Origin of the sequence: Rummeliibacillus sp. TYF-LIM-RU47, from assembly GCF_008638315.1 — a bacterium.
GTDB classification, from domain to species: Bacteria; Bacillota; Bacilli; order Bacillales_A; family Planococcaceae; genus Rummeliibacillus; species Rummeliibacillus stabekisii.
Map to the genome: position 1 here is coordinate 137,791 of NZ_VVIR01000002.1, position 13,385 is coordinate 151,175.

Genomic DNA, 13,385 nt, shown 5'->3' on the forward strand with positions numbered 1-13,385 from the left:
ATATAACTAATGAAGAAATACGTTTCAGAAAGAACTAGACTCATTTTACCCTTATTTAGACTCCTTTTGAGTCGTTGATAAGCACTTAGAAATAAAGCAATTTAAAGGAATAAAGGGTGAAATTAGGTAGGTTTTCAAACTGCATATAATAATCATTTTAGAAGGTATATAGTAGTATTTGTCGTTTTGAAAGCCTCTGGTTTTCTTATGGAGAATGTAGATGTATCAAGGGCTAAGTGGGGTTTAGGGTTATGAAGTCGTTCATAGGGTTAAATGGGTATACCATATTATACCCATTTAACCCTATGAAACTGAATTTGAAAGTATAAAAAACATCGCATAAAAATTAAAAAATTTAGTCTTAATTCTTAACATAAATTCTAATATTTATACGAAGGAATGGCTTAGATATTACATTATATTAAAAGTGCAATAACATTACTGAGCAAAAAATAGGAACAATCGTTAATGCAATTGATGGTGTATAAAATCATAATAGACAAGATTGCAATTGCAACTACACAATGTTGCAGCTTGAAACGGAACCGGCGAGGGACAAAAGCCAGCTATATCCAAGTATTGAATTGTTAGAAGAGGCTATCATGCCCGCCACTCCATCTAAAGTTGCAGCGCCAAGATTGCTTGTAATACTATGTACTTTCTTTTTACACTATACAACTGGTTGATGATGGGAAATAAAAAATATCTAGTATCCAATATAAGGACGGATACTAGTAACTATTATTGGTAACCATTATATACTTTGAAATTAAATAATCTATGAAAATACTATACTTCTAATATGTTAATGTGGTATCTGATATTGGTTACCAGTTGTTCAAAAAACTAATAAAATATGTTGAAAGTGAATATTGGTTACTATTAATAGTTACCATTAATTATACCCTCAGGAAACGTACGTTCGTTCGATTTTTGCCTTTATTCAAAATACGATGATTGAAAATAAATTAGGTTCTACATCCCTACATCCGTAATATTTAATAAACCAAGGAGCCTTCTGTTAGAGAAGACTCTGTGTACAATAAATTATTATTTATTTTTAGAACCAGCGTATTTTCTTTTTCTTCTTTCCCAATTCTTCTAACAATTTTAATGCTTTTATATTCTCTTTCACGATAGGGTTTATCATATCATTAACAGTCATAGGACGCTTTGAAGGGTTTTTTACAGTTTTTTTACGTTGAAATGCCATAATTCTACTCCTTTTATCTTTTTATTACTCTTTACCATCGTTACCAATCTGATCCATGTTTAAATACATACGTAGAAAATTGTATTTTATCTTTTTTTCACAGAATATGTAGTTGTATATGCTTAACAACCATCATGAATTACAAAATAAACAGGTAAGCTTAATGCTTTTCCTTCAGCTCCATAAAATTCAATATCCTCATCATGATTTTGTTTATGAGATTCATGAACTAATATTAAGCAGAACAGGCGGTCATTGTCTTTTAAGTACGTTTGGATTCACCCAGATTAAGCCTTTCTGTCCCGATTTCCCACCTTGCGCTTGCTTAATATAGGAATGGTATTCAAGTATGTCATATGCTCGCTGGATTCGCTCTTTTCCCTTTATTTTTTTCTTCGTAATTTGATGAATCGTTTGCTTTTCCACTATAGGGGTATTTTGATTAAGGATTTTTTCTAATAGATACTCTGCGTCGTCGTAATGCCGGTATTGTTTCATAACCCCGAAAGCTTTTTCGGCATGTAAAATAAGATACTCTTTTAATTGAAGAGCAGAAATTAATGTATCCTTGCTAATGAGTGTGTCTACATCTGTGATGTTTTCTGCGATTGTTGCTTGATAAGATATATGAAGTAGCCCTGCGACTCGAAGTAATTGACCAATTAACTTTCCTGCCCATGATTTTAAATCATCATGGAATGCTCCATTTTCTCGAAATTCGATTTCTACTTCATCCATTGTTTCATATAACAGGTCGAGTGCGTCTTCAGATAGTTTTAATGAGATTGTTTTATCTGTCTCCCAAGCTAGTAATTTTCGAATTAAAGATTCATATAAACGAATAACATCTTCTGGAATCTCTGGCGTTCTTGAATCTCGATTCCCTAAATTGTCATAGGGGACTGAAATAATAAATCGTGCAATTAGTCCACGCTCATGAACAGCAAGGGGAAGACTTTTAATAACACTTGGTTGTGCTGTAATACAAATCGTCATAGTTGGATTTTCAATTATTTCTGTACTCCTTGTCATACGGTCTGTTCGCAAAGAATCCCCAGAATAGGGTTTTAAATACACATCATATTTTACTTGTTCAATGTTCTTATTTTTGAAACGTTCAATCAAGTCTCCTTCAGCTGATAAAATTGATATTTTTCCTTTATTCTCATGCATTAAAGAAACTAAAGCTTCTGGCGTAGCGTCATCAGCCATTAAAGTCGGTAGATATAACTCAGGAATTTCCTGCAAACGTTTATTAATTTCTTTCATTTTCTCTAAAATCTCCGGATTTAGATTTTTAGCATACTCACGTTCTAACACTTCTTTTTGTTTTTCCAAAGCCGATCGTTCTGCTTTTCGAATTTCTAGAGGAATTTTCATTTCCTCTCTATTTTCCTTTTCATATTGGCGGAATGGCTTTGTCATTTTAGAAAAAACAGCAGATTTTCGAGTTGATGGCTCTAATAAAGAGATACTATAAAGGTTTAATGGTTCGCTCCAACCAGATTTCGGGATAATTTCGAACTTATTTTGAATGCAAGCAGATAGTATTCCTAATCCTACGACCGATGGTAAATCGATAGGTGTTTGAATTGATTCGGCAACATGTTTTACCATGCTTTTAATTGGTTCATTATAAATGTTTACTGGAAATGGGGGAACAGGATATTTATCGAAAGTGACTGGTGCTTCCCATTCTGCTTGTGTATAAGCTTGAATATCAGCATTATTATTGTTGTTTACCGCTTCAAAAACGTCTTGTAAAAGTTCCATACTTTCACCAACATTTGTTATTTTCCATTTTTCCTTTTGTTGATTTACATCTGATTTAAATGAATTTTTATGATTGTACATCTTGATTGCTCCTTTTATAACTGGATATATTTTGTACCTTAATTCCCCTAATGTGTCGTATGCTCTTTATGCATGAAGCTAAAGATTAGGGGAGGTTTAGATACATGTAAATCCCTAATGCCCCTAAAGTTGTTTAGATAGTTACATCTCGTATTACTACTATCAATTAATCTTATTGAACGACAGAAAACCCCATTGAATAAACCTATATAATGTATATAGATTTATTCAAATGGGGTTTTCCCTTGTTTGATTATTAATTTAATGCAATCTTAATATAAAGATAGAGATTTGGCAATAAAAAGCGCTTAAAAAATAAAAAATTGGTTGTGTCCCTTAAAATGTGGAAATGTAGTAGATATAATAAGAATAGAAGTAAGAAAATAAAAATATTGTTAGGGATAGCCCCAAAGATGAGTAGTTATACGAATCTGATGGTGGCTATCCCTTTTTTAGGGGGTAAGTAGTCTAATGAAGATTGTACTAAAGAATAAGAAAAAGCTGTGCATAACTTTAATTGAAAATGGTTATTCTCAGCGAGCTTTTTCAAATATGTTAGGGATGAGTGAAAACTATCTAAATCAAATCATGAATGAAAAGAAGAATCCTAGTCCAGCAGTTGCTAAGAAAATTCTCTCTGCGCTAAAACTTAATTTTAATGATGTTTTCGAAATAAGGAAGTGACTCCCTGGACTAACCATGAATTAGAGTATAAAAGTGAAAAATCCCCTAGAGAATAGAAAATCTCTATAGGGGCTTTTTTCATTTTTAACTACTTTTTTTATATTGTCTATATAACGTATTAAAATTATAATTCACGCCAATAATATTGAAAACATTAATGGTGGTGAAGTTTTGGTATTAGTGATAAATTGTGGCTTAATAAATTGGACTGATTCAAATAAAGATTACTATATATCACTGGGCTATAACTATACAGATTTAGGTGATCGCTTCGAGGTTGCGGAACAACATCTAGTGCAAGGTCAATCTACGTATACCAAGCTATATCTAACAAAGTGGATTGGTAGAAAAAAATATAATAATTATTATATAGAAAAGGGTTATACCTTCACAAAAATTTTTGATGAGTTTTTGGTAAATCCTTTAGACTTGCTTCCGAACTCAAGAATTGAGGTACTAAGTGTTTGTGATGTATGCAATAAAGCATTTAATAACGCCTACTATATGCATTACCAGAGAAAAATTAACAATAAGCCTGATGTTTGTGACAAATGCAGAATAACTCAAAAAGTTAATTGTATTGATTATCTAAATAAACTAAAGAAGGCGTATGATGAGGGGATGTTCGTAATTGATGGTGATTCCATAAGGGTGAAGGGTAAGTCTAGTTATGTTGAGATGCCTCCAAATAGGAATAACCAAATATACTTACCACTTCTTAATAAAAGCAGGATTTCAAAAGAAATCTTATTGTTTATATCTAAGTTAGAATATGATGTGGTTACCGAAGAAGCTTTGGCAAATTATTGGTATGAAAATAAATTGCCTAGTGTGAAAATGAATGGATATTGGACTTTGGAACAATGTAAAGAATGTATTCATTTAATAAAAAGTAAGGGAGAATCACTATCAACATTAAATATTAGAAAAAAATATAATGATTTATACACAGCAATACGAAAACATCTTCCATATTATGACTTTTTACTTTGCTGCGGAGAGGATCCAATTCATTATTATTATGATTTTAAAAAAACGAAGGATAGAAGGCTATTAGGTATCTATGTTGAGCAAAGTATAAGAAAAATGATAGAAGATCATAGCAACTATTTTGATTTTCAACAAAAGGATCGGAATAATCGACTAGATATAGTAAATAAAACAGATAAATATGTAACTGAATTTAAGCTCAGTATCAATACTAAATTGAGTAAGGAAAAAAACAAATATAAAGACTATAATTTATATATTATTTTCCTAATGGGTGAAGAAGAGTTTATTGAAGTAACCCCTGAAGGTTATAAGCTAATGAGCATTTTTCAATGGATTCATTACAACGAAGAATATCTAATTAATAAGGAATTATTGGTAGAAAAATTACGAGAATTCAAAATTAAGCTTCAAGATCCTATAACTGTTTTTAAAGAAATGCATAATTATTATACAAAACTTTGTGAAAAGGTCTTTAGTTTGAGTAAAAGTGGTGAATCGCAACAAGAAATTTCCGAAAAGGTAGATCTTAGTAGAAGGCAAATAGGAAGAATATTGAACAACCAGACTTTAAAATCATATGTAGATAATGATTTGAGCATAGATTATAAAGAAATGAAAAAGAAAGAAAGAGAAAGGAAGGTTGAGCGAAACAAAGTAATTATCGAGCTACATAGCAATGGTATTAAAGTAAAAGAAATACAAGAACGATTATCTAAAAGGTTTGGGTCTATTTCAATAAATAGAATTGAACAAATTATATATAAAAGTAAAATAAAGAAAGGTACAACTAAGGGGGAAATTGTAGCAACAGACTTTGATGGGAACATATTGGGTATTTTCTCCTCTTCTGTTGAAGCAGCGAGAGAGCTTAATTTATCAAGCTATAGAAATATTTGTACAGTTCTCAGGAATGAGATACCACATTATAAAAAGATAAAGTTCGGTTATGCATAGGATTCTCAGTGTAAAAGTAAAATTCCTGATAAATAGGAAGATATAAAAACATTTGCTATTACTGATTTAAATACTTTGATATGGCATATATACTTGCCCCTCCGGTCAGCGTTGATAAGATAAGGTTAGTTTTATTCATTTTTGAGTTATCGTTTAATTCATTAAAAAATAAATCTATATGGTGTCAAGGAAGCTATTTAATCAGATTCAACTGGTTTTTGGAGTTTTTCAACTAAACAATTTTGATTGAATTTATTTTTGTTGGATTCATTTTTATTTTCCTCCTGTGTTTAATGTTAATTCTTTTGGGATGTATAGTGCAAAATGAAAGTACATAGATAGTATTACAATCAAATTTGGCGTTGCAACTTTATATGGAGTGGCGGGCATGATAGCCTCAGCAGGCAAAGCTAGTCCTTGGTATAGCTGGCTTCTTTGCTTGGTACTCATGCCCGCAGAGGCTCCATGTCAAGTGCCACATTGTGTAGATGTAATTACCATATTATGTATTATGATTCTGCAAAATACACGGTTCACCGGCAGGAAGAAATATAATTATTTCATGAAAAATTAATATGAAGTTTTGGGGCGTAAGAGATTAAAACTATAACAATATAAATATATATAGAAGGTAAATTGGAACTTGGACATGAATAAAAAAAGAAGCTTATCTTTTCATCTTCTTAAAGTCACACAAAGCTTTTTATTATCCACTAAAAATCCACATCACCAAAATCGTTGAAGACTTCTAAACGAGATAGAATATTTGAATTAGCCGTTTCATCAAGAAAGTAATTTCAGCAAAGCTTCTGTTCTAGCGCAAATCTTTCTCCCTCTAAATTTCTTCTTTGTAAATCGATTGTTTCTTCACGTACTACATCCCTGTTCAGAGTAACTAAAAAGGTTGATTTAGCCTATTTCACATCAACAAAAAAACGTTTATTAACAGTTGCTGATTTTACTATAATAACCTCCCGTACTTCTTGGAATATAATACAGGTAAAAAACTTAACATTGCCTTTCGAATATATCATTATCCACATTTTTGTAATAATCAAACCACGATCTTTACATACTTCTTTTCTTTTTATCATACCAAATAGCTTTTTTCAGTATCCAAGATTTCGGATTATCCTTTATGATTCTATGAAATTTTATATTATAGTTATAGTTAACTTCACTTTAAGACCTCCACGATCTTTTAAATACAATTTTTATGTTTCTGTATGAATAAAATTTTGTGCTTTTGTGTTTACTTATATATTTTAAAGTGAACAACCAATATCGTTTGTTATAATAGGTGTAGATAAAAAGGTTGGATAAAGTTAAGAGTGAGTTATGAAAACACCCATCCTAGTTTGCTAATGGTAAAGAATAAATTTATACAACAACGTAAACAACCAATTAGAACAATCATAGAAGAAGTGAGGAACGCAATATGGCTGATTTAAACTCAAAATTATTTAGCGCCGCAGACAATTTGCGAAGCAAGATGGATGCGTCAGAATATAAAAACTACTTGTTAGGATTAATCTTTTACAAGTACTTGTCTGATAAGTTATTAGAAAAAGTAGTTGAAATAGCAGATGAATCGCTCGAAGAATACAATACCCAAGAAACACAAACGGGGTTGTATAGGGATTTATTAGTAGATGAAGAAATTAAAAATGACTTGATTGAAACGTTAGCGGATACATTGGGCTATGATATTGAACCAGCGTATTTATTTAACGTACTAACCAGTCAAGCGAAACAAAACACGTTTCAGTTGAATGACTTGAATAAAGCCTTTACCGATTTATCTACGAAATATGATCAATTCAACGGGTTATTTGATGATGTGGATTTGACATCAAAAAAACTTGGCTCAGATGATCAACAACGAAATATTACCATTACGGAAGTCTTGAAGAAACTAAATGATATCGATGTAATCGGACATGATGGTGATGTGATTGGCGATGCCTATGAGTTCTTGATTGGCCAATTTGCCTCAGAAGCTGGTAAGAAAGCAGGAGAGTTTTATACCCCTCATGAAGTATCAGACATGATGGCTCGTATTGCCGCCATTGGTCAAGAAGACAAAAAACTGTTTAGCGTATTTGACCCAACCATGGGATCCGGTTCCTTGATGTTGAATGTTAGAAACTATCTTCACCATCCAGATAGTGTCAAGTATCATGGACAAGAAATCAATACAACGACCTATAATCTAGCGAAGATGAACTTAATTTTGCATGGTGTGGATAAAGAAGATATGCGTTTACGCAATGGGGATACATTGAATAAAGATTGGCCGACAGATGAGCCTTATACTTTTGATGCTGTTCTGATGAATCCGCCGTACTCCGCCCAATGGTCTTCAGATGCTACATTCTTAGATGATTCTCGTTTTAATCGTTACGGAAAGTTAGCACCAAAGTCAAAAGCAGACTTCGCTTTTCTTTTACACGGCTTCTATCATTTGAAAGATTCAGGAACAATGGCCATCGTGTTACCGCACGGCGTACTGTTCCGCGGAGCTGCAGAAGGTGTGATCCGGAAAAAATTATTAGAAGATGGCAGTATAGATGCCGTCATTGGCATGCCAGCAAACTTGTTCTTTGGGACATCCATCCCAACCACCGTCATCATCTTGAAGAAAAATCGTACCACTCGTGATGTGTTATTTATTGATGCCAGTCATGCGTTTATCAAAGGAAAAAATCAAAATAAACTTTCCCCAAAACATATTGATACGATTGTACAAACGTATAAAAAGCGAGAAGATGTGGAGAAATATGCGCACCTTGCCACTTTTGAAGAAATTAAAGAAAATGAGTTCAATTTGAATATCCCTCGATACGTTGATACCTTTGAGGAAGAAGAACCTGTTGACATGGCTGCCATTGGCGCGACCGTTCAAGACATTCGAAAAGAAAAAGCAGAACTAGAATCGAATCTTTTTGACATGATTTCCTCGCTACAATTTGATGAAGAAAATGCTGAATGGATTAAAGGTGCATTAGAGGTGTTTCATCATGAATAGTAAGATTACACCTGTGGTTCGTTTTCCAGGGTTTACTGATACTTGGGAACAGCGCAAGTTTGAAAAAGTGTTTGATGTTCATACAGATTTCGTTTCAAATGGTAGTTTTCAAGCATTAAAGGATAACGTAAAACTTTATCATACGGAGAATTATGCTTATATGATAAGACTCCAAGATGCGAGTAATAATTGGAAAGGCCCCTGGCTTTATACTGATAAAAAGGGGTTTGAATTTCTAGATAAATCGACAGTGTACGAGAACGATATATTAATGTCAGATAGGGGTACAATCGGTAAGTTCTTCCTAGTACCCAAACTGGGTAAGCCAATGACTTTATCATCAAATGCGGTCTTGTTAAGAAGTTCAAAAAATGATAATTACTTTATCTATTATTTGTTGAATACAAAAGAAGTTGGAAATCAGATTAAGATGCGAACTACTCCAGGTGTCCAACCTATGATAAGTAAGACGGAATTCAAGCAAATAACTGCGAAATTTCCAAGGCTAAATGAACAAATAATAATCGGTTCTTTCTTCAAACAACTCGACAATACTATCACCCTTCATCAGCGTAAGTTGGAACTGCTGAAGGATACGAAAAAGGGTTTACTTCAAAAAATATTTCCGAAAGATGGGGCCAATGTTCCTGAAATCCGCTTTGAAGGATTCACTGATGCTTGGGAACAGCGGAAGGTTTCGGAATTTGCTGAAGAAACGTATGGTGGCGGAACTCCAAAGACTTCTGTTGATGAATATTGGGATGGTAACTTATCTTGGATACAGTCTTCGGATTTGTCTGAACATAAAGTGTCAGACATTCAAGCTAAGAAGAAAATTACTGAACAGGGTCTAAAAAATTCTGCTGCAAAATTAGTACCCGCAAATTCTATTGCAATTGTCACACGGGTAGGCGTTGGAAAACTAGCATTAATGCCGTTTGAATACGCTACTAGCCAAGATTTTCTCTCGCTTAGTAAATTGAAAGTTGATGAATGGTTTGCGGTTTATTCGCTCTATAAGAAATTACAAAGTGGTTTACACGCAGTTCAAGGTACGTCAATCAAAGGGATTACAAAGGAAGAATTGTTGAGCAAGGAAATAATGGTTCCTGTCGATATAGATGAGCAGTCTAAAATTGGTTCATTCTTCAAGCAAATAGACGATACTATCACCCTTCATCAGCGTGAATTAGATCTCTTAAAAGAAACAAAGAAAGCATTCCTACAAAAAATGCTTGTCTAAGCGAATAGAAAGGAGGAAGAAACATGACAAAGATATCACATCATGATGAAGCTGAAGTGGAACGTCGCCTAATTGAAGTGTTAGGGGAAGGGCATAATCAGTGGAATTATCGTCCGGATTTAAAATCTGAAGAAGACCTATGGAGGAACTTGCGTCAAAAGATTACTCAAAATAACTTATCAGAAATTGGGGAACACCCCATTTCCGATCAAGAATTTGACAATATTCAAACAGAAATCCTATCGAAAACAAAAACCCCCTTTGATGCTGCGAGATGGCTTAAAGGGGAGAATGGTATCTCTCGCATTACCATTGAACGTGAGGATGTTTCCCTGGGTACGATGTCGTTGGTGTTATATTCCAATCAAGATATTGGTGGTGGGATTTCCACTTACGAAGTTGTCCATCAAATTGCGAAAAAGAAGGCAAATATTGATGATCGCGATCGACGATTTGACGTAACACTTTTAATCAACGGGCTACCCATTGTTCAAATTGAATTGAAACAAGCTAGTGCCAAGGACGGCGTATTCCAAGCGTTCAATCAAATCAAGAAATACGCGGAGGAAGGGATGTTTCGAAATAATATCTTTTCGACTCTACAGTTATTTGTCATTTCCAATGAACAAACGACTCGCTATTTTGCGAATGCGATGCCAAAAGATATGCATAAGAAGCTTATCTTTAGTTGGCGAACAAAAGATAATCGAAAAGTAGAAAATCTTTATGAATTCGTAAAACAAGTTTTAAATATTCCAGATGCACATCGTTTGATTGCCAATTATACGATTGTGAGTGAAGAGCAAGACAACAAAATCTTAATGGTGCTACACCCTTATCAAATTCATGCCATTGAAGCCTTGTTCACTTCTGCGATGAAACATCAATCTGGATACGTTTGGCATGCAACTGGTTCAGGAAAAACATTGACTAGTTTTGTATCGACCAAGTTATTGGCGCGCAAACCAGGTGTCGATCGTACCATTATGCTCGTCGACCGAAAAGACTTGGACAATCAAACAACGTCTGAATTCACGAAATTCGCTTCTGAGTTTAATACCGGTATTTCTTCTGGTAATAACAGGGCTAACAGCTTGATTGTCGGTACTGGGAGTGCAAAAGAATTAAGTGCTACGCTACTAGCCGATGCCAATTCGAATACAGTGATTATTACCACTCGTCAAAAATTAGATGCTGCCTTACGCCATGCGCAAAAACAAGAAAAGCAAAATGGTTCTCAGCGCTATCAAAAACTGTTGGGACAACATATTGTGTTTGTCGTAGATGAATGTCATCGTGCATTAAGTGCAGAAGGCATGGAAGCCATTAAGGGATTCTTTCCAAATTCTACATGGTTCGGGTTTACAGGTACCCCGATCTTTGATGTAAATAAGAAACAAGCTAAAGGCCAACGGGCTCGCACCACTCGTGATCAATATGGAGATGTTTTACATAGTTATACCATTAAAAACGCGTTAGATGATGGGGCTGTTTTAGGCTTTCAAGTAGAACATGAAGATACCATAGAGCCAACATCACTAAATAATTATATATTTAATCAACTACGTCAAAGTGAAAAATACGCTAATCTTAATGACGATGAGATTAACGATACAATTGATCAAATGGATGGAATGGAAAAGGAAGCATACCTTCCCCCCTCCTCTTTTGAAAATGATGAGCATGTTCAAAAAGTTATCCATAAGATTTTCCGGCCAGATAATGCCTATACAAAATTTGATTTCCAAAATGGTCGTCCTCAAAAGTCTGCCATTCTAACAACAAGTTCCATAGATATGGCGAAACGCTACTATCATGCAATAAAAGAATTGACTAAAAGCCCTGAATGGCTAGAAAAAGAATTTGCCGGACACCCTATTCGTACAGGGCGATCAATCGAAGACCCTGATTTTCCGCGGATAGCTATTACCTATTCGATGCAAGAAAACGAAGAAAACTCTAGATTAAGCCAAGACGAAATGAAGGATATAATTAAGGACTATAACGAGTATTATCACACTGCTTGGTCGTTAGAGGATATTGAACGTTATAACGGTGATATCAATAATCGTTTAGCTCGTAAAAAGGCAGAATTCAAAGAGTTTGGGAAACATATTGATCTCGTTATTGTTGTAGATCGATTATTAACAGGATTTGATGCTCCAACTATACAAACGTTATTTGTGGACCGGAAATTAAGTTATGCTAATTTAATCCAGGCCTTTTCTAGAACTAATCGTACCTATCCTGAAAAGAAAAAAGGGTTAATCGTGACATTCCGTAAACCGGGGACTATGGAGCATAATGTAAAAGAAGCAACCAAATTATATTCACAAGAACAAGAGGAATCGAAACTTGTTTATCCTACTTATGATGATTCAAAAAAACGTTTCAAAAAGGCTTACAAAGCACTTACGAAATTAGTACCAAATCCTTTGGATATTAACGAGCACTCGCCTATTGAAACGCGTGTTGAATTTGTAAAAGCTTTTCAAGAGATAAACAATGCCTATGAGGCTCTAGTTACGTATGATAATTATAATGATGAGATGGAAAAATCAAAAGAACTGCAAGAACAGGTGAAGACCTTAGAAGAATACATTGGCGTCTACAACACGGTTAAGGGTTCATTAGTAGATGGAAATGGAGGTGGTCCAGAGAGACCAAGTCCTGATTTATCAGACATTGAATTCTATGGAGAAAATACGATAAAGGTTTATGATATTGATTCAACATATATCGACCGACTATTAGAGACATACTCAGCCAATAACCAGGATATCCGAGACGAGATCGAAAAGGCACTTCAGAAGTTAAAAAAATCAGAGTTTGTTAAAGATGTTTACCGTGCGATGTTAAACGCAATTGATACAAAAGAAATCGATTCCGAGGAAGATATTCTTGTAGTAAAACGGCGTTTCTTCACTGATTCCTATAACAATTCGATTAAAGAATTTGCTGATACTTGGTTTGTAGAAGAAAATGAGCTGCATTTATCTGCAATCCAATATGTAATAGGAACGGTACCTATTCCTAATATAGGAGGAATCATTAATAGCAAACAATTTGATAAATATAAAGCTGTACATCCTGATGCTAAACCATTGAAATATGGTCCAGAATTGAAGCGCCAGTGGAGAAAGGCATTAGATGAAATCATTGTTCCTTTGAAAGAAGAGTTAAGATGAGCAGAATGTTATTATATGCAATATAATCAGAGGTGATATATTTTCACTTCTCCTAGTGGGGTAACTTTTATTCCCTCTTCCTAAAACGAAATACGTAAGCAAAGTTATTTGATTCTTTCAGAGGTAGCCACTCATCGTAGAATATTTAATGAGGAAAATAATCACATTTTACAAAACTTGACGGGACAAAATTATGTACACTGGAATAAATGTTACTTTGTTGATGCT

General features: G+C 34.0%; 8 protein-coding genes. 5 read left to right on the forward strand and 3 right to left on the reverse strand.

From position 1 onward, the window contains the following. Positions 1-1,060 precede the first annotated feature (1,060 nt). On the reverse strand, positions 1,061-1,213 hold the full coding sequence (locus F0527_RS17095; RefSeq protein ID WP_190323466.1) for a hypothetical protein: 153 nt from the start codon (positions 1,211-1,213) through the stop codon (positions 1,061-1,063). A gap of 252 nt (positions 1,214-1,465) precedes the next feature. Then, positions 1,466-3,067, reverse strand: a complete 1,602-nt coding sequence (locus F0527_RS12040; protein ID WP_150285056.1) for a YfjI family protein — start codon at positions 3,065-3,067, stop codon at positions 1,466-1,468. A gap of 471 nt (positions 3,068-3,538) precedes the next feature. Between F0527_RS12040 and F0527_RS12045 the strand changes: the two genes are divergently transcribed. Both F0527_RS12045 and F0527_RS12050 read left to right on the forward strand, forming a co-directional pair. Then, complete coding sequence (locus tag F0527_RS12045) at positions 3,539-3,751, forward strand: helix-turn-helix domain-containing protein (RefSeq protein WP_150285057.1); 213 nt, start codon at positions 3,539-3,541, stop codon at positions 3,749-3,751. Between the two features lie 171 nt (positions 3,752-3,922). Then, positions 3,923-5,698, forward strand: a complete 1,776-nt coding sequence (locus tag F0527_RS12050; protein ID WP_150285058.1) for a hypothetical protein — start codon at positions 3,923-3,925, stop codon at positions 5,696-5,698. A gap of 273 nt (positions 5,699-5,971) precedes the next feature. On the opposite strand, the gene F0527_RS17100 is transcribed toward F0527_RS12050, so the two are convergent. Then, positions 5,972-6,148 (reverse strand): hypothetical protein, encoded by a 177-nt coding sequence (locus tag F0527_RS17100; protein ID WP_190323468.1) that lies wholly within the window; start codon positions 6,146-6,148, stop codon positions 5,972-5,974. A 988-nt stretch (positions 6,149-7,136) separates the two neighbouring features. Here F0527_RS17100 and F0527_RS12055 point away from each other — a divergent pair. The 3 genes from F0527_RS12055 to F0527_RS12065 are packed head-to-tail and all read left to right on the forward strand — an operon-like array spanning position 7,137 to position 13,157. Next, on the forward strand, positions 7,137-8,726 hold the full coding sequence (locus tag F0527_RS12055) for a type I restriction-modification system subunit M (RefSeq protein WP_150285059.1): 1,590 nt from the start codon (positions 7,137-7,139) through the stop codon (positions 8,724-8,726). Beyond that, on the forward strand, positions 8,719-9,969 hold the full coding sequence (locus F0527_RS12060) for a restriction endonuclease subunit S (protein WP_150285060.1): 1,251 nt from the start codon (positions 8,719-8,721) through the stop codon (positions 9,967-9,969). Before F0527_RS12055 ends, F0527_RS12060 begins: the two co-directional genes overlap by 8 nt. A 23-nt stretch (positions 9,970-9,992) precedes the next feature. Then, positions 9,993-13,157 carry a type I restriction endonuclease subunit R gene (locus F0527_RS12065; RefSeq protein ID WP_150285061.1) on the forward strand — a complete coding sequence of 1,055 codons (3,165 nt, stop codon included), beginning with the start codon at positions 9,993-9,995 and terminating at the stop codon, positions 13,155-13,157. Positions 13,158-13,385 lie beyond the last annotated feature (228 nt).

Excerpts from the sequence above, each read along its gene's own strand:
- F0527_RS17095 (WP_190323466.1), bottom strand. The coding sequence starts at position 1,213 with ATGGCATTTCAACGTAAAAAAACTGTAAAAAACCCTTCAAAGCGTCCT.
- F0527_RS12040 (WP_150285056.1), bottom strand. The coding sequence starts at position 3,067 with ATGTACAATCATAAAAATTCATTTAAATCAGATGTAAATCAACAAAAG.
- F0527_RS12045 (WP_150285057.1), top strand. The coding sequence starts at position 3,539 with ATGAAGATTGTACTAAAGAATAAGAAAAAGCTGTGCATAACTTTAATT.
- F0527_RS17100 (WP_190323468.1), bottom strand. The coding sequence starts at position 6,148 with ATGAGTACCAAGCAAAGAAGCCAGCTATACCAAGGACTAGCTTTGCCT.
- F0527_RS12055 (WP_150285059.1), top strand. The coding sequence starts at position 7,137 with ATGGCTGATTTAAACTCAAAATTATTTAGCGCCGCAGACAATTTGCGA.
- F0527_RS12060 (WP_150285060.1), top strand. The coding sequence starts at position 8,719 with ATGAATAGTAAGATTACACCTGTGGTTCGTTTTCCAGGGTTTACTGAT.
- F0527_RS12065 (WP_150285061.1), top strand. The coding sequence starts at position 9,993 with ATGACAAAGATATCACATCATGATGAAGCTGAAGTGGAACGTCGCCTA.